The organism is Pseudomonas sp. R11-23-07 (assembly GCF_003852295.1).
In the GTDB taxonomy this organism is placed as follows: domain Bacteria; phylum Pseudomonadota; class Gammaproteobacteria; order Pseudomonadales; family Pseudomonadaceae; genus Aquipseudomonas.
Map to the genome: position 1 here is coordinate 2132239 of NZ_CP027761.1, position 25811 is coordinate 2158049.

The following is a 25811-nucleotide window of genomic DNA, read 5'->3' on the forward strand; positions in this document are numbered from 1 at the left end:
GACCGCAATGGTCGCGTTACCTTCAAAGAAAAGAGAGCAGGATGCTTGCCACCATCAAAAACTACCCCCGCACGGTGAATCTGTTGCTGTCCGCCACGTTGCTGCTGACGTTGGCCAAGGCGATCACCTTTCCGTACCTGGTGATCTACCTCACCCGCCACTTTGCCCTCGACATCAGCCAGGTCGGCCTGGTTATCGGCAGCTCGCTGATTGTCGGCTCGTTGCTCAGCGTCTATGGCGGGTTCCTTGTCGATCGCGTCAACAGTTACCGTTTGCTGCTCGGTCTGAGCCTGGTGTTTGTGCTGGGCTTTATCGGTACGGTTGTGGCGCAGAATATCTGGGCGTTCTACAGCTGCCTGATCCTGATCAACCTGGCCTATGCGGTCATCGATATCGCGATCAAGGCCGGCTTCGCCAGCTTGCTGCCCGAGGAGGGGCGCAGCGAAGTGTTCTCGATCAAATATACGCTGACCAATATCGGCTACGCCGTGGGGCCATTTTTTGGCGCGATGGTGGCGAAGCTGGATATCAGCCTGCCGTTTATACTGTCGGCGCTGTTGGGCGTGGGATTTTTCCTGCTGTACTGGCGTTTGGGCGACCGCACATTGACCACCGTCGACGCCACGCAAAAACCGGTGCCGTTTCTCGCCGTGGGCCGTGTGCTGCTCAAGGATCATCGCCTGGTGTGTTTCACCCTCGGTGGCCTGCTCAGTGCGGTGGTATTCGGCCAATTTACGGCCTACCTATCGCAATACCTGGTGACTACCACCACTGCCGAATATACCTACACTGTAATCAGCGCCGTGCTCACCACCAACGCCGTGCTGGTGATTGCCTTGCAGTACCTGATTGGCCGGCGCATCTCGCACCGTTACCTGAGCCAGTGGCTGATCGCAGGTTTGGGCATGTTCATGCTGGGGCTGATTGGCTTTGCGTTGGCCAGCAGCGTGATGTGGTGGGTGCTGGCGATGGCGGTGTTTACCGTGGGGGAAATTATTGTGTTCCCGGCCGAGTACATGTTTATCGACCGAATTGCGCCTGATGCGCTGCGGGGGATGTATTACGGCGCGCAAAACCTGTCCAATCTCGGCGCCGCCTTGGGGCCGGTGTTATGCGGGATGGTGCTGGCCAGCCTGCCGGCGCATTACATGTTTTATATGCTCGGGATGTTTATCGTCGGCGGCGGGGTGTTCTACTTCATTGGGGCGAAGCTGAAGGCAAGTCATCCAGCGTGAGCTTGCCGACGTTGTTGCTTTGCAGCTCATAGCGCAATTCATCCACCATTTTCGCCACTTCCTCCGGGGTCTGCAGCCGTTTGGTGCTGATCCCGGTGACCACCAGATCGACCCGTCCGGTTTCGGCGTCGAATACCTTGAGGGTCAAGGATGCGTCCCGGCACAGGGTGAATTCGCAGGTCAGCGGCGACAAGCCTTCTTCGATGCAATTTCGCAGTTGAGAGAGGGTAAACATGCAGGTTCCTTCAAGGCACAGAGACGATGCCTTAAAGGTTATTGATTAGCCCGCTGCCTCATAAGGCGAATTAGCACTAGCTGCACTAGTGCATTTGCACTCTTAACGTTTGTTCTTTATCCGTACTTCACCGGCAAACAGCCCGCGTTCGCGGGCCCAGACGATGGCCGTACTGCGGCTGTGCACGCCCAGCTTGGAGTACACCGTCGCCACGTGGTTGCGCACGGTGTTGGGTGCCAGCTTCAGGCGCGAGGCGATCTCCTTGTCGGCCAGGCCCTCGCAGATCAAACCCAGCACGTCGCGCTCACGGGCGGTGAGGTCGGTAAAGGAAACGTTGGGCAGGTCAGGGCTGTTGACGCTTTTGGCATTGGCGAGTTTTTCGATCAGGGTCTGGCTGAACCAGGAGGTGTCCTGCATGACTTCCTCGATGGCCGCCACCAGTTCCAGCTCCGAGCGTTTACGTTCGGTGATGTTCATGAATACCAGCAGGTAGCACGGCATGTCCTGGATGATCACGGTGTCGGCCGACACCACGCAGTCGATCACTTCATCGCCTTTCTTGCGCACCTTGAGGTCATGACCTTCCAGGTTTCCGGCTTTCTCCAGGGTCGCGAACAACTGGGCGCCGGCCTGGGGGCTGTCGATGAAGTCGATGTCTTCGATGGATTTGCCGATCAGTTCTTCACTGATATAGCCGGTGATACTCATGAACGCTTCGTTGATATCCACCACCTGGCGATTGGCGGCGTTGCACACCAGGGTTGGCACGGGCGTCAGGCGGAAGGACTTGGCGAAGCGTTCTTCACTCTGGCGCAGGGCGATTTCCGCTTTGCGTCGCGGCTCCAGGTCCATGAACGAAAACAGCATGCAGTCCTCTTCGTTCATGTCCAGGGGCTGGCCGGCGACGATCACCAGCTTGCTGCCGCCTTCGGGCAGTCGCAGCTCTGCCTGCATCTGTGGAATGGTCGAGCCTTGCCCCAGCCGCTCGATAGCCAAGTCCTTGCGTTCGGCCTGTTCGAGCACGTCCAGTTCATACACGGATTTACCGATGACTTGGTCGCGGTTGTAGCCGGTCATCTCCAGGAAGCCCTGATTGACCTTGATGTAGCGCAGGTCGCTGAGGCGGCAGATCACGGCGGGCGCGGGGTTGGCGTTGAAGGTTTTCTCGAAACGCTGCTCGGCGCTGGCCCATTCGGTGGCGTCACTGAGGATCAGCACCAGCAGTTCCGGCTCGCCTTGCGAGTCGGTGATCACCAGGCTGCGCAGGCGGTGAACCCAGGTCTTTTCTTCATCGGCCGTAGGAATGACTTCCACGATCACGTCGCTGAACTCATCACCCGCCGCCGCGCGGGCGAGGGGGTAGTTATCCAACTGCAACGGGTGGTAATTGCGATAACGCAAGGTGAAGCGCTCGGCGTATTCCTGCCCATTGGCGCCCAGCCCCATGACGTCAGTGACGCCGTGCATGGTCAATGCGGCTTCGTTGGCCCAGAGAATGGTCTGGTCGACCTCGGCCAGGATCACGCCGTCGGACAACCCGGAGATGATCTGCTGCAGTTGGCGGCGGTTGGTTTCTTTGGCAAGAACATCCTGTGTCATAGGTTCTCCAAGGTGTGGACGCATGGGTTTTACGACATCCCCGGTTCAGGATAGTGCAGAGAAGTTGTCCGGGTGGGAGCGCGAATGAACCAGGCGGGGTAGTGCATACGGGCCCCGTCGCGTGCCATTGGCTTGATATGGTTTGCAGTAAGGACGCCGCCTGTGTGAGCGCGTAAAATGCCGGGATTTTACGCGTTTCACGCAAGGGTGCCCTTTGAGCGCAAGCAAAACCGTCGGACTGTTACTGCTCACTTCCCTGTTGGCGGCGTGCGGCACCTCGCCGCCACGCACGCCCAATGATATCTGCGGCATCTTTCGCGAAAAGGATGACTGGTACGACGCGGCCAAGGTCACGCAAAAACGCTGGGGCGTGCCGATCCAGGTGCCCTTCGCGATCATGTATCAGGAGTCGGGCTTTCGCTACGACGCCAAGACGCCGCGTAAATACCTGTTGTGGATCATTCCCTGGGGGCGCGTTTCCACCGCTTCCGGCTATGCCCAGGCCAAGGATGAAGTGTGGAATGACTACCGCAAAAGCACCGGCCGCAGCGGCGCCGATCGCGAGGATTTCGACGACGCCATCGACTTTATCGGTTGGTACATGGACAAGACCTACACCATCAATGGCGTCTACAAGTACGACGCCTACGGCCAATACCTGAACTACCACGAAGGCTGGGGTGGTTATCGTCAGCGCACCTATGCCAGCAAAGCCTGGCTGCCGCCGGTGGCGAGCAAAGTGCAGGCCCGTTCGCAGATGTATGCGCGGCAGTATGCCGGGTGCAAGGATGAATTGGGGCGAGGGTTTTGGAGTCGGTTCTGGCATTGGTTATAAACGCCGATTACTGGATGCATGCAAATCGAAATGTGGGAGGGGGCTTGCTCCCGATAGCAGGCTGTCAGTCAATGATGGGGTGACTGATGCACCGAATCGGGAGCAAGCCCCCTCCCACATTGGATCGCGTGGTCATGACACTTGCAAAACCCACTCGGTTCTGGGAAAACCGCAACCTTTCACGCCTTCAATGAGAGCCCCATGAGCAACGACGAATTGCAGATCACCGACATCCGCCTGGGCGACGGCAAAGCCGTGGTCAAGGGCGCGCTGATCACCACTCAATACACCGGCACCCTGGAAGACGGCACGGTGTTCGATTCGTCTTGGGAGCGGGGCAAACCGTTTCAGTGCGTGATTGGTACAGGTCGCGTGATCAAGGGTTGGGACCAGGGATTGATGGGCATGCAGGTTGGCGGTATACGCACGTTGTATGTACCGGCGCACCTGGCCTACGGCGAGCGCTCGATGGGTGCGCATATCAAGCCAAACAGCAACCTGCGTTTCGAGATTGAATTGCTGGAAGTGCTGACGCGGGATGATTGAAAGGATTGAATATGGACGTTGATCCACACGTGTTGCCTGGCTGCTCCCTCGAAGGCATTCGGGTGGTTGAGCTGCTTGGTTGTGACGAGACTGAGCTGCAAGACTTTTTTGAACGAGCGCCGGATTACTTCATCGCGGTTAACGGCGAACCCGCTACTGCGACCGAAGCACGAGAAGAGCTTCAGGGGCAATTACCCGCAGGCTGGCATTGCAGCCGTATGTACTGGCTGGGTTACCGCGATGCGCAAAACCAATTGGTCGCCGTGGTGAATATCGCCGCAGATTTGCTCGCCGTCGGAGTGTGGCATATCGGATTGTTGATGGTGCATACACGTTGGCACGGCAGTGGGCTGGCGCAGCGGCTGCACGCGGACCTCGAGGCATGGGCGGTGGGGAAGGGTGCCCACTGGTTGCGGTTGACGGTTGTTGTTGGCAATACCAAGGCCGAGCGTTTTTGGCCCAGGCTGGGGTATGTGACGGTGCGCATTCGAGAGGGGATTGCAATGGGGCGGCAGGTGAATAGGGTACTGATTCAGGTCAAGCCGATTGCCGAGAAGGGTATTGATGCCTATCTGGCCTTGGTCGAGCGCGACCGACCCGGTGCTCCATAGCCTGGAACTTACACCGAGCCCATGTTGCGGGGCTTGCCTGCAAAGGCAGAGTGTCAGGCATGAATTAGTAGCTGACACACCGCCATCGGGAGCAAGCCCCCCCACATTGCTCATTGGTGTGGTCGAGAAAGGGGTTCCTGAACCCATCCTGAAGAAATTTCTTATTCACCATGCGGAAACTTTCCTACGGTTTACTCTGCATAAATCGCGGCGTAAGCTTCGCGCGTTTTCATCAATAGCGGAGACCCTCAGTGGGTACTTGTTCGAGTGACAGTAGTCGGCCGGTTTCAGTAACCGGCACATACTTGGCAAGGTAACGCGCATTTTTTCGATGCCGTTGTCTCGCCAGAAAAGCGAGAAGCGGCATCCCGGCAGCAGCCATTCCTGGCGCCTGCCTGATCCCTCTCATCGACGCTGACCAGCACCCGAGTTGCCTCGGGAGGCTACGGACGCGCCTGCCTTTTACGGTGGGCGGGCCAGGTTCGGCTGCGCCTGTTCGGCAGGCGCAGTGCGGATGGGCGGTACCTGCACGAGAGTTTTTCATCGCGCAGGAGTAACACCATGAACCTCACGCTGCTCAAAGAGTTCTTCGCCGGTTTTCTGCGGACCCGGCATATCGCCCGGCATTTTCGGCGCCTGACGATGCTGGAGACCGTGACCGACGCCAGTGTCAGCCGCGAAGTACCGCCTAGCCTTGCGCAAACCCTGGTGGCCGCAGCCAACGGCAGTGCCGTGCAACTGCTGGGCATGCTGGGCAGCCACGCCGAGGGTTTGAACACCCAGGAGGCCGATGCGTTGCGTGGGCAGTACGGCCTCAATGAAGTCGAGCACGAGCAGCCGCTGCCTTGGTGGGTGCACGTGTGGCACTGCTATAAAAACCCGTTCAACTTGCTGCTGACGTTGCTGGCGGTGATCTCCTGGCTGACCGACGACATGAAGGCCGCTTTGGTGATTTTCTCCATGGTGGTGCTGTCGACCCTGTTGCGTTTCTGGCAGGAGGCCAAATCGAACAAGGCCGCCGACGCCTTGAAGGCCATGGTCAGCAACACGGCCACAGTGTTGCGCCGGGACGCGGCCAAGCGTCTTGAGCTGCCGATCAAGCAACTGGTACCGGGCGATCTGATCGTGCTGTCGGCCGGCGACATGATTCCCGCTGATTGCCGCGTACTCAGTGCCAAGGACCTGTTCGTCAGCCAGGCGGCGATGACCGGTGAATCGATGCCGGTGGAGAAGTTCGTCCAGCAGCAGGATGCCCAGGTTCGCAACCCGCTGGACTTGGAAAACATCCTGTTCATGGGCACCAACGTGGTGTCCGGCGCCGCCACGGCGGTGATTCTCGCCACCGGCAACCACACTTACTTCGGCGCCCTGGCGCAACGCGTCACGGCGACCGACCGTGCCACCACTTCCTTCCAGCAGGGAGTCAACAAGGTCAGCTGGCTGTTGATCCGTTTCATGTTCGTGATGGCCCCGCTGGTGTTGTTCATCAACGGGTTCACCAAGGGTGACTGGACTGAAGCCTTGCTGTTCGCGCTGTCGATTGCCGTGGGCCTTACCCCGGAAATGCTGCCGATGATCGTCACCTCGACGTTGGCCAAGGGCGCGGTGTTCCTGTCGCGCAAGAAGGTCATCGTCAAGCGCCTCGACGCGATCCAGAATTTCGGCGCCATGGATGTATTGTGCACCGACAAGACCGGCACGCTGACCCAGGACAGGATTTTCCTGGCGCGCCATGTGGATGTGTGGGGCCAGGAATCCGAGGACGTACTGGAAATGGCCTACCTCAACAGCTACTACCAGACCGGTTTGAAAAACCTGCTGGATGTGGCCGTGCTCGAGCACGTCGAAATCCATCGTGACTTAAAGGTCGGTACCGCGTTCCAGAAGGTCGATGAGATTCCATTCGACTTCAATCGGCGTCGCATGTCGGTAGTGGTGGCGGAGCAGGACCAGCCGCATCTGCTGATCTGCAAGGGCGCGGTGGAGGAGATTTTGGCAGTGTGCAGCACCGTGCGCCATGGCGAGGTCAACGAGGCATTGACGGAAGAGCTGTTGGCACGCATTCGCCAAGTGACTGCAGCGTTCAATGACGAGGGCCTGCGGGTGGTGGCCGTGGCCGCACAACCGATGGCGCCAGGTCGCGATACCTACAGCCTGGCGGATGAAAACAACCTGACCCTGATCGGCTATGTGGCCTTCCTCGACCCACCCAAGGAAAGTACCGCGCCTGCGCTCAAGGCCCTGAAGGCCCATGGCGTAGCGGTCAAAGTGCTGACGGGCGATAACGAACGAGTCACCGCAAAGATCTGCCGTGAAGTCGGCCTGGAGCAGCAAGGGCTGCTGATGGGTAACGACATCGAGGACATGACCGACGCCGAGCTGGCCCAGGCCGTGGAAACCACCAATGTGTTCGCCAAGCTCACGCCCAGCCACAAGGAGCGCATCGTGCGCCTGCTCAAGGCCAACGGGCATGTGGTCGGGTTCATGGGGGACGGCATCAACGATGCACCGGCACTGCGTACGGCCGATATCGGCATTTCGGTGGACAGCGCGGTAGACATCGCCAAGGAAGCCGCCGACATCATCCTGCTGGAAAAGAGCTTGATGATCCTGGAGGAGGGCGTGCTGGAAGGCCGGCGCACCTTCGCCAACATGCTCAAGTACATCAAGATGACCGCCAGCTCCAACTTCGGCAACGTGTTCTCGGTGCTGGTGGCGAGTGCGTTTATCCCGTTTCTGCCAATGCTGCCGATGCACCTGCTGGTGCAGAACCTGCTGTATGACATCTCGCAGATCGCGATTCCGTTCGACAACGTCGACGAGGAGATGCTCGCCAAGCCGCAACGCTGGCAGCCGGCAGATGTGGGCCGCTTCATGCTGTTCTTCGGGCCGATCAGCTCGATCTTTGACATCACCACGTTCGCACTCATGTGGTACGTGTTCGATGCCAATACCCCGGACCACCAGACCCTGTTCCAGTCGGGCTGGTTCGTGGTGGGGCTGCTCACCCAGACGTTGATCGTGCACATGATCCGCACCCCGAAAATCCCGTTCCTGCAAAGCCGTGCGGCGATGCCGTTGATGGTCATGACGGGCGTGATCATGGCGGTCGGGATCTTCCTGCCGATGGGGCCACTGGCGCATTACTTCAAACTGCAGGCGCTGCCGTCGCTGTACTTCGTGTTCCTGCCCGTGATCTTGCTGGCGTACATGGCGCTGACCCAGGCGGTGAAGGGCTACTACATCCGCAAGTTTGGCTGGCAGTAGTTGCCGCAGCAGTCATGGAGGTTTTTTTATGCAGGCAATCAACAACATCAACCTCGACTCTCTGGTGGATACCGTCGTCAGCCTCACGGCGGCGTTCCTCCTCGGCGGCTTGATCGGCTTCGAGCGCCAGTACCGCCAACGCACCGCAGGCTTGCGCACCAATGTGCTGGTGGCGGTCGGCGCAGCGATCTTTGTCGACATGGCCAATCGCCTGGGCGGTGCGGAAGGCGCGGTGCGCGTCGTCGCGTATGTAGTGTCGGGCATCGGCTTCCTGGGGGCCGGGGTGATCATGCGCGAAGAAGGCAATGTGCGCGGGCTCAACACAGCCGCCACCCTTTGGGCGTCGGCCGCAGTGGGAGCCTGTGCGGGGGCCGACCTGATCCTCGAGGCCTTGCTGGGTACGCTGTTCGTACTGGCCGCCAATACTTTGCTGCGGCCGATCGTCAACAACATCAACCGCCAGCCTTTGGACGTAGTCTCGGCCGAGGTCACCAACATCCTCTATGTCATCGCGCGGCGCAGCCAGCAACAGGCGGTCATGGTGCTGCTGGAAGCCGAGCTGGCGCGATGCAACTACCCGGCCAGTGATGTCGACGTAAGGCCGTTCGGCAGCGAAGAAGTTGAAATCGAGGCCACCCTGGCCGCGACGTCGGTCGACGGTGACGAGCTGGATGCATTGGTGGCGCGTATTTCCACCTCCAGCCTGGTGGTGCAGGCGTTCTGGAGCCCGAGTACCACCGACTGACCCGCCCGCCTGAAACCCCGTCGAGCCAATATCAGCTAAGCTTTTTTGCGAGGAAAAATCCTACAAGTAGTCAGGACTATCCCTTCAATCAAAACGTCATTGCATTGTTAAGGTTGGGCACTTACGGCTGGGCGCTCGTTCTCGTCCAGCCGTGATTGCTCGTGATGTTCAATGGAAGGGGCCAGGCTGCGAGCGGTTATCGTCCTGAGCGGGTGCAGTACCGTTTGTCGGAACTGTCATTTCTCACAGGTACCTAGGTCCCGGTTGATGTGTAAGGGTACTTTGACAGCCTAGGGGTGTGTATGAGCAAAGCATTAATCGTGGATGACCATCCGTTTATACGTGCGACCGTCAAGCATTTGCTGAAGTTGGAAGGATTCGATGACATTTATCAGGCGGGTGACGGTGCAGATGCAATGCAATTGGCGCGGGAGCAACGTCCCGAACTGATCATCCTCGACCTGGCGATGCCCAAGCTGGGTGGGTTGGAAGTTATCTGTCGGATCAAGTCCCTGGGCCTGCCGTGCAGGATCCTGGTGCTGACCTCCTACCTGGCCGTGTTTTTTTCCACCCGTTGCATGCGAGCCGGGGCCATGGGGTTTGTGGCCAAGACCGGCGAGCTGGACGAATTGCAAAAGGCCATCAGAGCGATCCAGTCCGGCTACAGCTGTTTCCCCAGCCTGCCTACCAGCTCGGTACGCCGTGACGACCTGCAAGAAACGGAGCGGCAGATGATCGAGTGCTTGTCGGACCGTGAATTGACCGTATTGCAGAAACTGGCCCTGGGGCTGGGCAACAAGGAAATTGCTGAAGACATGCTGCTGAGCCACAAGACGATCAGCACCTACAAGACCCGCCTCAAGGAAAAGTTACGTATGTCCTCAGTGGTGCACCTGTCCAAATTTGCCCAGCGCAATCATCTGATCTGATTTGAAATGATCGCCATCGCGTTCAAGCGGTTCGCCACGATCCTCTGGTTGAGCCTGTTGCCCATGGCCGCGATGGCCTTTGACGAGCCCACAGTTTTGCGGCTGTTGGGCCACTCTCGTATTGACCCGCCCGTCGTCACGCTGCAAGAGGCCGACTGGCGCTGGTTGCGCGAACGGCGCACCTTGCTGATGGGGGTGTCCGCTCCCGATTACGCCCCGTTTGACCTGACCAATAACCGTGAGGAGCTCGAAGGCATTACCGCCGATTTTGCAGCGCTGGTCAGCCAGGCCCTGAATATCTCCATTGAAGTTCGGTGTTACGAAACGCGCGATGAAGTGATCGAAGCCCTCAAGCGAGGCGATGTGGATTTCCTCGGCTCGGCCAATGGTTATGAAGCGGCCGACCCGCAACTGATCCTGTCCCGCACCTACGCCAATGACCAACCCACCCTGGTGACCCGCACCAGCGATAGCCAGGCGCTGACCGAGGACCTGGCGGGCAAGCGCGTGGCGATGCTCTATCACTATTTGCAACCTGAGGTGGTACGGGCGTTTTACCCCCATGCCCAGGTGGAGTTGTTTTCTTCGGCCTTCGAGGCGATTGGTGCAGTAGCGTTTGGCCGCGCCGATGTGTATCTGGGCGATGCCATCAGCACCAATTACCTGATCCACCGAAACCAGCTCAATATTGTGCGCATGGCGGATTTTTCCACTCTTGAAGTCAACCCGTTCGCCTTTGCATTCACCCGGCAGAATACGCGGCTGCCGCCGATCATCAATGCGGCGCTGGAGGCGATTCCTGCCGGGGAGCAAATGGAAATATTGCGCCGCTGGAGCGGCGGCAACCTCGGTATCGTCGGTGCCGGTAGGTTGCACTTGAGTGCCAGTGAACAACGCTGGCTCCTCAAGCATCCACGGGTCAAGGTCGCGGTGCTGGACAAGCTCCTGCCGCTGTCGGTCATCGATGATCGGGGCCAGTTCGAGGGGCTGAGTGCCGAGGTGCTGTCGCGTATCAGCCTGCGCACCGGTTTGAAGTTCGACGTGATACGGGGTAGCTCGATACCCCAGCAGATCGACCAGGTCAGTGCGGGCGCGGCGGATATGCTGGCGGTCGTGACCCCCAGTGTCGAACGCGCCGAAAAGGTGCGGTTCACCCGGCCCTACCTGACCAACGCCTTGGTGCTGATAACCCGAGGTGATGAACACAGCCCGGTCACATTGGAAGATATGGTGGGTAAACGCCTGGCGATGATCAGCGGCAACGGACTGCGCGATACGATCATGCGGGATTTTCCCGGCGTCGTGTTTATCGATGTGGACAGCGCGGAGCAGGCGATGGCGATGGTAGCCAGAGGCGAAGCGGAGGGGGCGGTCAATTCGCTGATCAGTGCGCGCTATATGATCGCCCGGTATTACCGCGACCGGTTGCGCATCACCAGTACGGTCGGCTCCGAGCCTGCGCGAATCACGTTCGGGGTCAACCGCAGTCAGTTGGAGCTTTATTCGATCCTCGATAAAGCGCTGCTGAGCATCACCCCGCAGGAAATGGATGAAATGATCACCCAATGGCGCAGCGAGGTGATCATCGAAGACAGCTATTGGCTACGGCACCGCAACATGATCATTCAGGGGTTCGGGCTGGCCGCGTTGCTGCTGATCGTCACGTTGAGCTGGGCCATCTACCTGCGCCGCCTGATTCGCAAGCGCGTCCAGGCCGAACGCGCCTTGAGCGACCAAATGCGCTTCATGAGCGTGTTGATCGACGGCACGCCGCACCCGATTTACGTGCGTGACCGGCAGGGGCGATTGATGGCCTGCAATAACGCTTACCTGGACGTATTCGGTTATAAGCTCGAAGACGTGATTGGTAAAACCGTGGTCGAAACCGACGCCGGCAACCTGCCCCAGGCTCAGTCGTTTCATCAGGATTACCTGCGCCTGATGGCAGAAGGCGAGCCGCAGATTCATGATCGAATACTCAAATTGCCCAACGGCGATGCCCTGACCATCTACCAGTGGATGCTGCCCTATCGCGACGGTGACGAGAAAGTGGTGGGCATGATTGCCGGTTGGGTGGACGTCAGCGAGCGCCAACAGTTGTTGGGTCAGCTGCAAGAAGCCAAGGACGAGGCTGACGCTGCCAACCGGGCCAAGACCACCTTCCTGGCGACCATGAGTCACGAGATCCGTACGCCGATGAATGCGGTGATCGGCATGATCGAGCTGGCCCTGAAGAATGCCGAGCGGGGCGTGGCCGACCGGGATGCCCTGGAAGTGGCGTCGGAGGCTTCGCGTGGCATGCTGGAATTGATCGGCGATATTCTCGACATCGCACGGATCGAGTCCGGTCATCTGTCGTTGGCCCTGGAACCGGCCAATCTGCATGAGTTACTGACCTCGGTGGCGCGGGTGTTCGAAGGTCTGGCGCGGGCCAAGGGGCTGGCGCTGCAGGTTGAACTTGATCCGTTGATCGACCGCGTGGTCCTGATTGACCCACTGCGTTTCAAGCAGGTGGTGTCGAATTTGCTGAGCAATGCCATAAAGTTTACCCACGAGGGCGAGGTCAGGCTCGGTGCTCATGCGGCGTTCGAAGGGGAGCATCTGGAGCTGAAATTCTGGGTGCAGGACACCGGAATTGGCATCAGCGCCCATGACCAGCTGCGCCTGTTCAGCCCCTTTATCCAGGGCAGCAATGGCGAACAGTCGGCACGTAGCGGCTCCGGCCTGGGGTTGGTGATCAGCCGCAACCTGTGCGAAATGATGGGGGGGCGACTGCACTTGAGCAGTGTGCTGGGGCAGGGCTCGCGGGTAGATGTAACGTTGGCCTTGGTCATGACCGCTGTATTGGCGCAGGAGGGGGCGTCGGCAAACCCTCCGGCAGAGCCGCCGGATGCCCTGAGCATCCTGGTGGTGGACGACTACCCGGCCAACCGCTTGCTGCTGGCTCGGCAGTTGAGTTTCCTGGGCCACCGTATCACCACGGCCGAGGACGGGATTCAGGGGCTCGAGCAGTGGCGTGCCGGGCAGTTCGATGGCGTCATCACCGATTGCAACATGCCGTTCAAGAATGGCTACCAGTTGGCACGGGACATCCGCGTATTGGAGCGTGAACGAGGCCTGGTGCCGTGCCTGCTGCTGGGGTTTACCGCCAATGCACAACCCGAAGAGGCCGAGCGCTGTCGGCAAGCCGGTATGGATGGGTGCCTGTTCAAACCCACCGGGCTTGACGATTTGCGCGTGGCGCTGGCGTCGCGCTCCACTTACGCCATGAGCCCAGAGGCGGCAGCATTTGATTTGAGCACCTTGATCGCGTTGACAGGCGAGGACCATCACGCGCTTACCGAATTGTTGACCCCCTTGCTCGACAGCCTCGAGGCGGACCGGGCGCTATTGCCGACGCTGCAACGCAAGGCCGACTTCGCCAGGCTGCACGACCTCGCTCATCGCGCCAAGGGCGGTGCCCGCATGGTCAAGGCACAGGTGTTGATCGCTCGCTGTGAAGCACTGGAGGCAGCCTGTGAAAGCCAGGACCGCAACGCGCTCGGGGTGGCGATCGGTGAGGTGGCGCAGGCGATGATCGCTTTGCATGAGGGGTTGAGTCTCCATTGCAATCAGTCTTGATCCCGATGACGACCATTCGGAGCTTTTGGGAGAAGTCCTACGTGATGGGGGAACATGCCTGATTTTGTCGTCGGGATTTGTCTGGAAAATGGGCCACGCTCACTGACGAGCGCTGCCTGCCCAGGGGCTTGCCATGCCGAACAAAGCACTGACCATTCTGATTGCCGATGATCTGCACTTGCAGCGGCTCTACATCGAAAAGATGCTTAACCAGTTGGGGTATCACCGGATCGTGCCGGTGCAAACCTTCGAAGAAGTCCAGATTCTCACCGCCATTCCGGCCGAACCCTTTGATGTGCTGATCATCAATGCGGGGCTGGCGGCCCATGCGCGTGGGCCCCACCCTCAGGCACGCCATGTATTGATCTACGACAACCTTGACCTGGGTGATCCCGCCGGCGCAATGCCGACGGTAGCGGTACGCCTGCCGGGCGTACCGGATAACGTCAATCTCGAACATTTCATGGACATCATCGACCCTCCCGAGGCCATGACCGGCTTGCGGGTTTTGCCGTGGCTAAGGGCGCTGTCCCGCCAACCGGTGGTCGGCGTCTAGGCCCACGTAACTGCCCAAGTGGCTTGTGCCCGATGACGGCCAATCACTGGGTATGGCTGTGTTCACGAAGGCGCTCGGCGGCACTGCGCAGCAACTGCTCGGTGCCCGCCCAACCCAGGCAGCCATCGGTTACCGACACGCCGTATTTCATTGACGGGCTCAGAGGCTGGCAACCTTCGAACAGGTGGCTTTCGAGCATCATGCCGATCAGCGACGTATCGCCTTGCAAGCGTTGCTCCAGCACCTCGCTGAACACCGCCGGCTGGCGCAACGGGTCTTTGCCGCTGTTGGCGTGGCTGCAATCGACCATGATGCGTGCCGCCACGCTGGATTTGGCCAGGTCGTGTTTGACTCGGGACACGCTCTGCGCATCGTAGTTTGGCCCGCGGTGACCGCCGCGCAGCACCAGGTGGGTGTCGGGGTTGCCCGACGTCTGGATGATCGCCGGATGGCCCTGGCTGTCGATGCCGAAGTGGCGGTGCGGGTGCGAGGCCGAGCGCATCGCGTCACAGGCAATCGCGACGCCGCCGTCGGTGCCGTTTTTGAAGCCAACGGGCATGCCCAGGCCGCTGGCCATTTCGCGGTGGATCTGCGATTCGGTGGTGCGCGCGCCAATCGCGACCCAACTGAGCAGGTCATCGAAGTAGCCGGCGGCCATGGGTTGCAGCAACTCGGTGGCGACCGGCAAGCCCAGCCGCAGCATTTCGCGCATCAGTTCCCGAGACAGCGCCAGGCCTGCGGCCATATCGTCGCTGCCATCGAGGTGTGGATCGTAAGCCAGGCCTTTCCAGCCAATAGTCGTGCGCGGTTTTTCGACGTAGGCGCGAATGACCAGCAGCATCTGGTCGCTGACTTCAAGCGCGAGCCTCTTCAGGTTACGCGCGTATTCCAGGGCCGATTGCGGGTCGTGTATCGAGCACGGGCCGACAATCACCAGCAAGCGTGGATCATGCCCATTGAGGATGGCGCGCACGGCTTGGCGGTGGGCGTGTACCTGTTCATTGAGGAACGGGCTGAGGGGCAGTTGATGCTTGAGCTCAAGGGCGCTGGGCAGGCGCTGGGTCAGGGCTTCATTGGCGCTGTCCAGGGTGGAGACGGGCAAAGCGGCGACAGAGACGTTCATATTCTGGATTTCCTGGGCAAGCGGCGGGCAATTCCCGCGCGCTTGGCCTACTGGGGTGTTCGACAATTGGCCGTATCGGTTACGTGTGTTGGCTTGCCACCAAGAAGTGACCGGTCGGAGGCGGCAGGCTGTCCCGAACGGAGCTGGCTAAATCGCCATGCAGCGCAAGTGCCGTGGCGGTAATAGGTGATGGTGTTCATGGCGTGATTCCTTAAGTGGGTGATCAAAAAATTATCAGGGCCTGAAAAAACAAAACCCCCGGTCGGGGAGCCGACCGGGGGTTAGATTTCTCTGGCAGGCGACCCCTTGAGTAGTGGGCGCCGATTTCAGGTATCAGGCGCGCCAGCGGCTAAACCAATACCCAAAATAAAAGCTGACCAGTGCGCTCGAACCGTTCACACGGGTAGCCGACACCGAGCGCGATGCGCTGGCAGCGGGGCAAACCTGAGTGTGGGTGAGTTGCAACATGGCATGTCTCCAAATGATGCGGGGAGCTTACTAGAGCGGCGCAGGTGGATTCAATCAGTAATTTCTATCGCATGGGGGGACTTACGGCTATGGGGGGAGTGTCGATATGCTGGACGCACTTAAGATTGCCAGGACGCAACCATGACTGCCTTGACCCTTGCTGCGGCGCAAACCCTTTCCGTCGCAGGCGATGTAGCAGCCAACATCGCGCGACATCTCGAGTTCATGCAGGCTGCAGCTGCACAGGGCGTGCAATTGCTAGTGTTTCCAGAGCTGTCGCTGACCGGCTATGAGCCCGCGCTGGCAGCCAAGCTGGCCATTGCGCCTGAAGACCCACTGCTGGCGCCACTACGCGAGATGGCCCGGGAGCTGCAGTTGACGGCGGTGGTGGGTATGCCGATCCGCCTGGCGCCAGAGGCGGATGTGCTGATCGGCGCTTTGGTACTGGGAGCTGACGGCTCGGTGGCGGTCTACACCAAGCAGCATCTGCATCCGGGCGAAGAACTTGCGTTCGCGGCCGGGCAGGGCGGTGCGGCGCTTGAGTGGGGGAAGGATCGTATTGCGCTGGCTGTGTGCGCTGACTTTTCCCACGCCAGTCATCCGCGCCAGGCGGCGCTGGCGGGCGCCACGGTCTATGCCGCAGGCGTATTGATCAGCGAGAGCGGCTACGCCACGGACAGCGCGCTGCTCCAGGGGTATGCGGCCGAGCATCGCCTTCTGGTGTTGATGGCTAACCATGGTGGCCCGTCGGGCGGCTGGGCTTGTGCCGGCCGCAGTGCGATATGGGCGGATGATGGTCGTTTGCTGGCGGCGGTGCCTGGGGTCGGCGAAGCGCTGGCGATTGCCCGTCGCGATGGCGAGCGCTGGGTTGGGCACGTGGTGGCTGTGTAAATGCCTTTCTACCTGCGCGCTGCGACGGAACACGACCTGCCTTTTGCACGATCCCTGACTCACCGGGCGATGGACCGTTATTACGTGCAAAACCAGCTGCTGTGGTCCGACGATGGCTTTGATAGGGCCTGGGCTGCTCGGGAAAACTGGCTGATTTACGCGGATGACTGCGTTGCCGGGTTTATCAGCCTGAGCCGTGATAGCAACGCGCTCTATATCCGCGAACTGCATATGCTCGAGGCCTATCGCGGGCTCGGTGCGGGCACTTGGGTGCTGGAGCAGATGGCGCTCAAGGCCCAAGTGCCTGGCCTGTTGCGTTTAACCGTGTTCAAGACCAACCCGGCCAAAAGGCTTTATCAGCGCACGGGGTTCAGCGTTGTCGGTGAAGACGCCGGATTCTGGCGGATGGAACGCGTTTGTCGCTCAACATCCTGTTGACGGTGCCGTTCCTTGATGTTTCAGCCTGGTCTTGTGCAGGGGTACGAATTGCGGGCATAGTTCAAAAAAACCGTTTAATTTGTTTAACGAAGTGATGAGCCTGTCACCTCTTGCGGTGTGCCAAATAGGATCATGCATCCAGATGAGTGGAATCGGTTCGCGTTTAAGGCAAGAAAGAGAGCGACTTGGCCTGTCGCAAAAAGTGTTTGGTGAAATCGGAGGCGTCGAAGCCAACGCCCAGGGCAAATATGAAAGCGGTGGGCGCGCGCCCAAGGCCGACTACTTGTCTCGCGTGGCCAGCAGAGGCGTGGATGTGCTGTACGTGTTGACCGGGACAGCGACGCCGACTCCACTGGAAAATCTGAGCCAGCTTGAAGAAAAAGTGCTGGTTGATTACCGGGCATTGTTCAAGGAAGACCAAGAGGCAATCCGCCGCCTGACGTCGACCCTGGCCGAGCATTCCCTTTCTCGCCATGGAAAAACCAAGCCTGCGCCGCAGGATTCCTGACCTTTTGCCCAGCAAATCCGGCCGTTCGCCGCTCGATAGAGGCGTGCCAAGCGCTCAAACTCCACATATATGACGCTTGCAGCTAGGTCTGCGCCCTGGTTTTTTGCTAAGGTGTTCAGCAACCTATAAGACCATATCGCGAGGTGTCTGCTTGATTAGGGTGCTAGTAGTCGATGACCATGATCTCGTTCGTACAGGCATTACACGAATGCTGGCTGACATCGACGGCCTGCAAGTAGTCGGCCAGGCCGAGTCGGGGGAGGAATCTCTGATCAAGGCCCGGGAATTGAAACCCGATGTGGTGTTGATGGACGTCAAGATGCCGGGGATCGGCGGTCTGGGCGCCACTACCAAATTATTGCGCAGCCATCCGGATATCAAGGTTGTGGTGGTAACGGTGTGCGAGGAAGACCCGTTTCCTACGCGTCTGCTGCAGGCGGGAGCCGCGGGTTACCTCACCAAAGGCGCCGGCCTGGCGGAAATGGTGCAAGCCATTCGCCTGGTATTTGCCGGCCAGCGCTACATCAGCCCGCAGATCGCCCAGCAGTTGGCCATCAAATCCTTCCAGCCCACCAGCGACTCGCCGTTTGACGCGCTGTCGGAGCGGGAAATCCAGATCGCCTTGATGATCGTCGGTTGCCAGAAGGTGCAGTCGATCTCCGATAAGCTGTGCCTCTCGCCCAAGACCGTCAACACCTACCGCTATCGCATCTTCGAGAAACTCGCCATCAGCAGTGATGTTGAATTGACCCTGCTCGCGGTGCGCCACGGCATGGTGGACGCCAGCGCCTGACATGACCACACCGTTTGATCCAAGTGCCTTTCTCTCGACCTGCAGCGGCCGCCCCGGCGTGTACCGTATGTTCGACAGCGAGGCGCGCCTGCTCTACGTGGGCAAGGCCAAGAACCTGAAAAACCGTCTGGCGAGCTATTTTCGCAAGACCGGTCTCGCGCCGAAAACCGCCGCCCTGGTTGCGCGTATCGCCCAGGTCGAAACCACCATTACCGCCAATGAAACTGAAGCGCTGCTGCTTGAGCAGACGCTGATCAAGGAATGGCGGCCGCCGTATAACATCCTGCTGCGTGACGATAAATCCTACCCCTACGTGTTTTTGTCGGATGGCGCTTTCCCGCGCCTGAGCATCCACCGGGGTGCAAAGAAGCAGAAGGGCAAGTATTTCGGGCCTTACCCCAGCGCCGGCGCCATTCGCGAGAGCTTGAGCCTGCTGCAGAAGACGTTTTTTGTGCGCCAGTGTGAAGACAGCTTCTACAAGAACCGTACGCGCCCGTGCCTGCAGTACCAGATCAAGCGCTGCAAGGCGCCCTGTGTGGGCCTGGTGGAGCCGGCGGAGTACGCCGAGGATGTGCGTCACTCGGTGATGTTCCTCGAGGGGCGCAGCAATGCGCTGACCGATGAACTGTCCGGGGCCATGGAGCAGGCGGCCAGCACCCTGGATTTTGAGAAGGCTGCCGAGCTGCGCGACCAGATATCGCTGCTGCGCCGCGTCCAGGACCAGCAGAGCATGGAAGGCGGCACCGGCGACGTCGACGTGATCGCGGCCTTCGTCAACCCGGGTGGCGCCTGTGTGCACCTGATCAGCGTGCGTGGCGGGCGGGTGCTGGGCAGCAAGAACTTCTTCCCGCAAACCGGGATCGATGAAGACGTCTCCGAGGTGATGGCCGCGTTTCTCGGCCAATATTATGTGAGCAGTCCTGAGCGCGACTTGCCGTCGGAGCTGATCGTCAACGTGGTCCACGAAGATTTCCCGACCCTGATCGAGGCGATCCATGAACTGCGCGGTCGCGAGCTGGACATCAGCCACCGCGTTCGCGGCACCCGTGCCCGCTGGCAGCAGCTGGCCGTGACCAACGCCGAACAGGCCCTGGGCGCGCGCCTGGCCAATCGACAGCACGTTGCCGCGCGCTTCGAAGCCCTGGCCGAGGTGCTCAACCTGGACGAGCCACCCCAGCGCCTGGAGTGCTACGACATCAGCCACTCCAGCGGCGAAGCCACCGTGGCCTCCTGCGTAGTGTTCGGCCCTGAAGGCCCGATCAAGGCCGACTACCGGCGTTACAACATCGAAGGCGTTACCGCCGGCGATGACTACGCCGCCATGCACCAAGCCCTCACGCGGCGCTTCAGCAGATTGAAGGACGGCGAGGGCAAATTGCCCGATATCCTCTTGGTGGACGGCGGCAAGGGCCAGTTATCCATGGCCCGCGACGTCCTCAATGAACTGGCCGTGCCCGACCTGATCCTGCTCGGCGTGGCCAAGGGCGCCACGCGCAAGGCCGGTTTCGAGACGTTGTACTTGAATGATGCCGCGCATGAGTTCACTTTGAAGGGCGACTCTCCGGCGCTGCACCTGATTCAACAGATTCGTGACGAAGCCCACCGCTTCGCCATTACCGGCCACCGTGCACGACGCGGCAAAACCCGCCGAACCTCAACCCTGGAAGGGGTGGCGGGGGTCGGCCCGACGCGGCGTCGCGACTTGCTTAAACATTTTGGTGGCTTGCAGGAGCTCTCCCGTGCCAGCATTGACGAAATAGCCAAAGCACCCGGTATCAGTAAAAAGCTCGCTGAATTGATTTATGCCAATCTGCACAGCGAATAGAATGCCTTCTCACCTCGTAGCCAGTTGTGCCGATGAATATCCCTAATCTGATCACCGTTCTACGCGTCCTGCTTATCCCGATTTTTATCCTGCTGTTCTATTTGCCGTATGAATGGAGCTATGTCGCCTCCAGTTCGGTATTCGCCTTTGCCGCCGCCACCGACTGGCTCGACGGCTACCTGGCGCGCCGCCTGGAGCAAAGCACCCCGTTTGGCGCGTTCCTTGACCCGGTGGCCGACAAACTCATGGTCGCCGTGGCCCTGGTGCTCTTGGTACAGGAACACGGCAACCTGTGGCTGACCCTGCCGGCTGCCGTGATCATCGGTCGCGAGATCGTTGTCTCGGCCCTGCGCGAATGGATGGCCGAAATCGGCGCCCGCGCCCACGTCGCCGTATCGAACATGGGCAAATGGAAAACCGCCGCGCAAATGCTCGCGCTGGTCATCCTGCTGGCCAATCCGTCGGACTTCTCGTTCTGGGTCCTCACCGGCTACGCCTTGTTGCTCATCGCTGCAGGCCTGACGCTGTGGTCCATGCTGCAATACCTACGGGCCGCCTGGCCCCACCTGCGCACCACCGTTGAAAAGAAATAAACTTTTTTGAATCAAGGGGTTGACGGGTGCTGGGGATTCTATAGAATGCGCATCACCAAGCGGGAATAGCTCAGTTGGTAGAGCACGACCTTGCCAAGGTCGGGGTCGCGAGTTCGAGTCTCGTTTCCCGCTCCAAATATTGCGCTGCAGAGTTCCACTGAATTCTGTAAGCGATTGAAAAAAGGACCTTCGGGTCCTTTTTTCGTTCCGAAAATTCAGCACCATCCAGGGCTTTACCAGGACTGCACGCAGCCCAACGGGAGCGGTGCGACAATTCGACAAGCACGCTTGCCACAATAGCCCTATCTGCCGGGCGTTCAACCTTGAGCCAAAGTTGTAAAGACACCTATACCTATGGTGCTCAGGCTCACTTATACAAAATCGCCTGATGAATATTCTCCAACGCCATGATGCGCTGGGCAGCGTTGAGTTTGATGGCTTCCTTGGGCATGCCGAACACCACGCAACTGGCTTCGTCCTGGGCTACCGTGGCGGCGCCGGCTTCGAGCATTTCCTTTAGCCCGCGTGCGCCGTCGTCGCCCATGCCGGTCATGATGATGCCGGTGGCGTTCTTGCCGGCGAATTTGGCTACCGAGCGGAACAGCACGTCCACCGACGGGCGATGGCGGTTGACCAGTGGGCCGTCGATGACCTGGGCGTGATAATAGGCGCCGCTGCGGGTCACCATCAGATGTTTGCCGCCGGGAGCGATCAGGGCGAGGCCGGGCAGGATGCGGTCGTTGTTGCGTGCTTCGCGCACTTCGATCTGGCACACGCTGTTGAGGCGCTCGGCAAAGGAGGCGGTGAATTTTTCGGGCATGTGCTGCACGATCACCATGCCAGGGCACACCCTCGGCAGAGCAGTCAACACGGCCTCGAGGGCCTGGGTGCCGCCGGTGGAGGTGCCGATGGCGACGATACGTTCGGTGGTCTGGGCCATGGCGTGGCCGTTGGCGGCGGGCAGGATTGCGTCTGCGCTGAGCTTGCCGGGTGGCGCGAGGGCGGGTGTTGGTTGGACGGTTCGTTTGCCCAGGTTCTTGACGTTGGAGTTCGCCGCTGCGCGGATGGCCGCGACCAGCTCGGCCGCCGATTCGATCAGGAAGTTCTTCAGCCCGGTGGTGGGTTTGGTGATGATTTCCACTGCTCCGGCCGACAATGCCTGCAGGGAGGTTTCGGCGCCTTTCTGGGTCAGCGAGGAACAGATCACCACCGGTGTCGGCCGCTCGCTCATGATTTTGCGCAGGAAGGTGATGCCGTCCATACGCGGCATTTCGACATCCAGCACGATCACGTCCGGCCATTCCCGAGCCAGTTTATCCATGGCGAAAATCGGGTCGGACGCGGCGCCCATCACATGGATGTCCGGCGTGTCGTTGAAGATCGCCAGCAGCACTTGCCGTACTACGGCCGAATCATCGACCAGCAGCACGCTGATTTTTTTGGTAGGCATTTTTTTTGAATGTTCCCATTGGTTGGTGTCGGACCCAGACGTTGCCGTTCCACAGGTCGAACACAATAGTGCGATAGCCGGTACTGCCCATGTCCTGAGCGGTCAGGTGCAGGTGATGGTGCTCGGCCAGGGCCAGCGCTGCGCGAATATTCAGGCTGGCCACGTCCTGTGCCGGCAGGGGGCGCGGCTGTTCGGGGAACATCTCGCCGCCGCCGAACAGCTTGACCTGATAATCCCGGGCCTGCGTGCCGTTGGCATGAGCGTGGCGCAGCAGCAATTCGAGCGCCTCGTCGGCATATTTGCCATCCAGGGGCTGACCTTTGCGCGAGCGCGCCGGCAACATGAAATGGCACATGCCGCCGATCAGCCGTTGCGGATGCCAGAAGGTGATCGCCACACAGGACCCGAGCAAGGTACGCAAGCGTGTCGGCCGCGTCGCAAAACTGACCTGGCCCGGCGCCAGCACCACTTCGACCACATCGGCAGGCTTTTTCATGGCTTGCGATAAATCGACGGCGCGACCAGCTTCAACGTGTCGTTGACCCCGTTGAGGCTTTCGGAGTGGCTGATGATGAAGTAACCGCCGGATTTGAGCAGCGGCAGCAGCCTGGCGACCACCTGGCTTTTGGTCTGCTGGTCGAAATAGATCATCACGTTGCGCAAGAAGATCACATCGAACTCGCCCAGGCCGGGCAGCGGTTCGTTCAGGTTGACCTGGATAAAGTTGACCCGGTTGCGCAGGGCCTTTTCGATCAGGAAAGTCCCGTGCTGGCGCCCTGTTCCCTTGAGGCAATACTTGACCAGCAGCGGCTGGGCCAGGGTGCCGGCGCGCTCCATGGAGTAATGCCCGTTGCGTGCCTTGGCCAGCACCTGGGTGCTGATATCCGAACCGATGACTTCCCAGGGCGTGGTGCCCAGGTTCTCCGCCAGCGTCATCGCCAGGCTGTAGGGTTCTTCGCCCGAAGAGCTGGCCGCGCTCCACACGCGAAACAGTTTGCCCGGCGGCGCCTTGGGCAGCACCTGCTGGCGCAGGAAGTCGAAGTGCTTGGGCTCGCGGAAAAAGTAGGTCTCGTTGGTGGTCAGCAGGTCCAGCGCAACTTGCAGCTCGCCCTTGCGCTGGTCGCTCATGATCAGCTTGAAGTACTCGCCGTAGCTCTGCAGTTCGTAGTGTTTGAGGCGTTTGAACAGCCGCCCGGCCACCAGGGCTTTCTTGGCGGGCGACAGGTTGATGCCGGTCGCGCGGTACAACCAGGACTGGAACTGGCCGAATTCACGATCATCGAGTGGGCTGGTGTCTGGCATGATCGAGCCTCAACGCGCGTCGAGGTCGAGAGCCAGCGCCTGGCCAGTCTCGGCCAGGCTGGACATCTCGTCGATGGACAGCACTTTGTCCACCTCAAGCACAATCACGAACTTGCCATCGACCTTGGCCATGCCGCTGATGAAATCCGCGCGGATGCGTGCGCCGAAGTTGGGTGGCGGTTCGATCTGTGTCGCCGGGATTTCCTGCACGGCGGAAACGGTGTCGACCAACAGGCCGATATCCTGCGGCTGGCCGTCTTCGGTGATGGCCTCGATGATGATCACGCACGAACGCCGTGTGATCGACGAGTTCGGCCGGCCAAAGCGCGCCGACAGATCGACCACCGGCACCACGGCGCCGCGCAGGTTGATCACGCCGCGCACGAAGGCGGGCATCATCGGCACCACGGTCAGGCTGCCGTATTCGATAATTTCCTTGATGCCCAGAATGCCGATGGCGAACATCTCGCCACCGAGCATAAAGGTCAGGTATTGCGCATCCTCGCCTGCCGCGACGGCGGTATGGCGGGTAGTCATCACTGCGCCCATGTCATTCTCCCTGTGAGCCCGCATCGATTCTTGCGATCAGAAACGGGTGAATTCCGATTCGTCCGGGGCGCTGGCCACGTTATAGGCGAAGGCTTTGCGCGGTGCCTGCTGCTCCGCGCGTGGCGGCTGGCGGTCAGGCTTGCCGGTGCTGTCTACGCCGCGGCCTTGAACCGCGGCCTTGGGGCTGGAGTCCAGCACGAAAAAGCTCATGGCCTGTTGCAGTTGCTCGGCCTGGCTGCTCATTTCTTCGGCGGTGGCGGCCAGTTCCTCGCTGCTCGAGGCGTTTTGCTGGGTCACCTGGTTGAGCTGGGTCATTGCGGTGTTGATCTGCGCGACACCGGCGGCCTGTTCCTCGGACGCGGCACTGATTTCCTGCACCAGGTCGGAAGTTTTATTGATGGAGGGCACCATTTCGTCGAGCAATTTGCCGGCTTTCTCGGCCATATCCACGCTGCTGGAGGACAGTTCGCCGATTTCCTGGGCGGCTACCTGGCTGCGCTCGGCCAGTTTGCGCACCTCGGCGGCCACCACCGCAAACCCCTTGCCGTGCTCGCCGGCCCGGGCGGCCTCGATGGCGGCGTTGAGGGCCAGCAGATTGGTCTGGTAGGCGATGTCATCGATGATGCTGATGCGCTGGGCGATTTTCTTCATCGCCACCACCGTCTGCTGTACCGATTCGCCGCCTTCGGTGGCTTCCTTGGCGGCCTTGCTGGCCATGCCATCGGTGACCTTGGCGTTTTCGGTGTTCTGGTTGATGCTGGCGCTCATCTGTTCGACCGACGCACTGGTTTCCTCGACGCTGGCGGCCTGTTCGCTGGTGGCCTGGCTCATCGATTGCGCGGTGGCGCTGACTTGCTCGGAAGCACTGGCCAGGTTATCGGCGGCGTTGCGCACCTCACCGATGATATGCGCCAGCTTGCCGACCATGTTGCGCATGGCGTTGAGCACCATGCCGGTTTCATCTTTGGCACCCGGTTCGATGTGCGTGTTGAGGTTGCCTTCGGCCAATTGCCCGGCGGCGGTGGCGGCTTGTCGCAACGGGCGGGAAATGATCCGCGCGATGAACAGGGCCAGGCCAAGGCCGATCAACAGGGCGACGACCAGCGCGGCGATGATCGACAAGCGTGCGTTTTCATACAGCGACGCGCCCTTGTCACCGGCGACGGTGGCGCCGGCGTCATTGAGTTCGACCATCTTCTGCAGGCGGCTGGTCACCTCATCGAAATGCGTCTTGGACTCCCCCCTGAGCAAACCGCGAGCCTGGGCTTCCTGGTTCTGCCGGGAAAATTCCAGCACCTGCTTGCTGGCTCCCAGGTAGGCGGTCCAGGCGCTGTTCACGCTGGCCAGGAGCTGGCGGTCCTCATCATTGGAGAGCAATTTTTCGTAGGTGCCCATGCGGGTTTCGAACTGCTGGCGCGCGTCGTCGGCTTCCCGTTCGGCCTGCGCCTTTTCCTCGGCGATTTCGGTGCCGATGTGGCGGTTTTCCTTCAAACGATAGTTGGCGGCAAAAAAGCGCATGCCGGCCGCTGCGCGCATGGAGGGCATCCAGTTGCCCTTGATGTCCTGGGCCGCCTGATTGACTGCACCGAGCTGGTGAATGGCGAAGCCGCCCATGGCCGCGGTAAGCGCCAGGACCACCAGGAATGAGCTGATCAACTTGGTGGAAATTTTCAAATCGTAGAACCATTTCAT

The 25811-nt window shown here is 60.2% G+C and carries 23 protein-coding genes and 1 tRNA gene; 16 read left to right on the plus strand and 8 right to left on the minus strand.

Annotation, left to right across the window (positions count from 1 at the left end; all coding sequences use genetic code 11):
• The first annotated feature begins 41 nt into the window (after positions 1 to 41).
• Complete coding sequence (locus tag C4J84_RS09845) at positions 42 to 1235, plus strand: MFS transporter (protein ID WP_124370292.1); 1194 nt, start codon at positions 42 to 44, stop codon at positions 1233 to 1235.
• Here C4J84_RS09845 and C4J84_RS09850 read toward each other — a convergent pair.
• Positions 1198 to 1470: a DUF1652 domain-containing protein gene (locus tag C4J84_RS09850; protein WP_124370293.1), complete on the minus strand. Its 273-nt coding sequence runs from the start codon at positions 1468 to 1470 to the stop codon at positions 1198 to 1200. The two genes, C4J84_RS09845 and C4J84_RS09850, sit on opposite strands and share 38 nt — an antisense overlap.
• Positions 1471 to 1572: 102 nt before the next feature.
• Positions 1573 to 3069 carry a helix-turn-helix transcriptional regulator gene (locus C4J84_RS09855; protein WP_124435235.1) on the minus strand — a complete coding sequence of 499 codons (1497 nt, stop codon included), beginning with the start codon at positions 3067 to 3069 and terminating at the stop codon, positions 1573 to 1575.
• A 214-nt stretch (positions 3070 to 3283) separates the two neighbouring features.
• Between C4J84_RS09855 and C4J84_RS09860 the strand changes: the two genes are divergently transcribed.
• The 8 genes from C4J84_RS09860 (at position 3284) to C4J84_RS09895 (ending at position 14179) form a co-directional block, all read left to right on the plus strand.
• Positions 3284 to 3904, plus strand: a complete 621-nt coding sequence (locus C4J84_RS09860; RefSeq protein ID WP_124406830.1) for a hypothetical protein — start codon at positions 3284 to 3286, stop codon at positions 3902 to 3904.
• A 201-nt stretch (positions 3905 to 4105) separates the two neighbouring features.
• Complete coding sequence (locus C4J84_RS09865; RefSeq protein ID WP_124366566.1) at positions 4106 to 4450, plus strand: FKBP-type peptidyl-prolyl cis-trans isomerase; 345 nt, start codon at positions 4106 to 4108, stop codon at positions 4448 to 4450.
• Between the two features lie 11 nt (positions 4451 to 4461).
• Positions 4462 to 5061, plus strand: coding sequence for a GNAT family N-acetyltransferase (locus C4J84_RS09870; RefSeq protein WP_124435236.1), 600 nt, complete (start codon positions 4462 to 4464; stop codon positions 5059 to 5061).
• 561 nt (positions 5062 to 5622) lie between these two features.
• Entirely contained in the window at positions 5623 to 8328 is a 2706-nt protein-coding gene (mgtA, locus tag C4J84_RS09875) for a magnesium-translocating P-type ATPase (RefSeq protein ID WP_124435237.1), read from the plus strand.
• A 28-nt stretch (positions 8329 to 8356) separates the two neighbouring features.
• A complete protein-coding gene (locus C4J84_RS09880) occupies positions 8357 to 9073 on the plus strand; it encodes an MgtC/SapB family protein (protein WP_124362147.1) in 717 nt (238 codons plus the stop codon).
• Between the two features lie 302 nt (positions 9074 to 9375).
• Positions 9376 to 10002 carry a response regulator transcription factor gene (locus C4J84_RS09885; protein WP_124362148.1) on the plus strand — a complete coding sequence of 209 codons (627 nt, stop codon included), beginning with the start codon at positions 9376 to 9378 and terminating at the stop codon, positions 10000 to 10002.
• A 6-nt stretch (positions 10003 to 10008) separates the two neighbouring features.
• Positions 10009 to 13623, plus strand: coding sequence for a transporter substrate-binding domain-containing protein (locus tag C4J84_RS09890; RefSeq protein ID WP_124435238.1), 3615 nt, complete (start codon positions 10009 to 10011; stop codon positions 13621 to 13623).
• Positions 13624 to 13756: 133 nt separating this feature from the next.
• Complete coding sequence (locus C4J84_RS09895) at positions 13757 to 14179, plus strand: chemotaxis protein CheY (RefSeq protein WP_124366569.1); 423 nt, start codon at positions 13757 to 13759, stop codon at positions 14177 to 14179.
• A gap of 43 nt (positions 14180 to 14222) precedes the next feature.
• On the opposite strand, the gene C4J84_RS09900 is transcribed toward C4J84_RS09895, so the two are convergent.
• The gene (locus C4J84_RS09900) at positions 14223 to 15302 is read right to left on the minus strand and encodes a 3-deoxy-7-phosphoheptulonate synthase (protein ID WP_124435239.1); all 1080 of its coding nucleotides are present in this window, start codon (positions 15300 to 15302) and stop codon (positions 14223 to 14225) included.
• Positions 15303 to 15911: 609 nt separating this feature from the next.
• Here C4J84_RS09900 and C4J84_RS09905 point away from each other — a divergent pair.
• The 7 genes from C4J84_RS09905 to C4J84_RS09935 all read left to right on the plus strand — a co-directional run bounded on the left by C4J84_RS09905 (position 15912) and on the right by C4J84_RS09935 (position 20953).
• On the plus strand, positions 15912 to 16661 hold the full coding sequence (locus C4J84_RS09905; RefSeq protein ID WP_124406835.1) for a carbon-nitrogen hydrolase family protein: 750 nt from the start codon (positions 15912 to 15914) through the stop codon (positions 16659 to 16661).
• Positions 16662 to 17099: a GNAT family N-acetyltransferase gene (locus tag C4J84_RS09910; RefSeq protein ID WP_124429247.1), complete on the plus strand. Its 438-nt coding sequence runs from the start codon at positions 16662 to 16664 to the stop codon at positions 17097 to 17099.
• A 142-nt stretch (positions 17100 to 17241) separates the two neighbouring features.
• Entirely contained in the window at positions 17242 to 17607 is a 366-nt protein-coding gene (locus tag C4J84_RS09915) for a helix-turn-helix domain-containing protein (protein ID WP_124366573.1), read from the plus strand.
• A 151-nt stretch (positions 17608 to 17758) separates the two neighbouring features.
• On the plus strand, positions 17759 to 18400 hold the full coding sequence (gene uvrY, locus C4J84_RS09920; RefSeq protein WP_017530522.1) for a UvrY/SirA/GacA family response regulator transcription factor: 642 nt from the start codon (positions 17759 to 17761) through the stop codon (positions 18398 to 18400).
• Position 18401: 1 nt separating this feature from the next.
• A complete protein-coding gene (uvrC, locus tag C4J84_RS09925; protein WP_124366574.1) occupies positions 18402 to 20225 on the plus strand; it encodes an excinuclease ABC subunit UvrC in 1824 nt (607 codons plus the stop codon).
• Between the two features lie 32 nt (positions 20226 to 20257).
• Complete coding sequence (gene pgsA / locus C4J84_RS09930; RefSeq protein WP_034119069.1) at positions 20258 to 20818, plus strand: CDP-diacylglycerol--glycerol-3-phosphate 3-phosphatidyltransferase; 561 nt, start codon at positions 20258 to 20260, stop codon at positions 20816 to 20818.
• A gap of 59 nt (positions 20819 to 20877) precedes the next feature.
• A tRNA-Gly gene (locus C4J84_RS09935) sits at positions 20878 to 20953 on the plus strand.
• A gap of 232 nt (positions 20954 to 21185) precedes the next feature.
• Here the strand turns inward: C4J84_RS09935 and C4J84_RS09940 are convergent.
• Genes C4J84_RS09940 through C4J84_RS09960 form a run of 5 tightly spaced genes read right to left on the minus strand, consistent with a single transcriptional unit; the run spans position 21186 to position 25811 of the window.
• The gene (locus C4J84_RS09940) at positions 21186 to 22268 is read right to left on the minus strand and encodes a chemotaxis response regulator protein-glutamate methylesterase (RefSeq protein ID WP_124362297.1); all 1083 of its coding nucleotides are present in this window, start codon (positions 22266 to 22268) and stop codon (positions 21186 to 21188) included.
• The gene (cheD, locus tag C4J84_RS09945) at positions 22231 to 22764 is read right to left on the minus strand and encodes a chemoreceptor glutamine deamidase CheD (protein ID WP_124435240.1); all 534 of its coding nucleotides are present in this window, start codon (positions 22762 to 22764) and stop codon (positions 22231 to 22233) included. The genes C4J84_RS09940 and cheD overlap by 38 nt, the downstream gene beginning before the upstream one ends.
• Positions 22761 to 23570 carry a protein-glutamate O-methyltransferase CheR gene (locus C4J84_RS09950; RefSeq protein WP_124435241.1) on the minus strand — a complete coding sequence of 270 codons (810 nt, stop codon included), beginning with the start codon at positions 23568 to 23570 and terminating at the stop codon, positions 22761 to 22763. Before C4J84_RS09950 ends, cheD begins: the two co-directional genes overlap by 4 nt.
• Positions 23571 to 23579: 9 nt before the next feature.
• Positions 23580 to 24119: a chemotaxis protein CheW gene (locus C4J84_RS09955; protein WP_124366576.1), complete on the minus strand. Its 540-nt coding sequence runs from the start codon at positions 24117 to 24119 to the stop codon at positions 23580 to 23582.
• A 36-nt stretch (positions 24120 to 24155) separates the two neighbouring features.
• Positions 24156 to 25811 carry a methyl-accepting chemotaxis protein gene (locus C4J84_RS09960; RefSeq protein ID WP_124435242.1) on the minus strand — a complete coding sequence of 552 codons (1656 nt, stop codon included), beginning with the start codon at positions 25809 to 25811 and terminating at the stop codon, positions 24156 to 24158.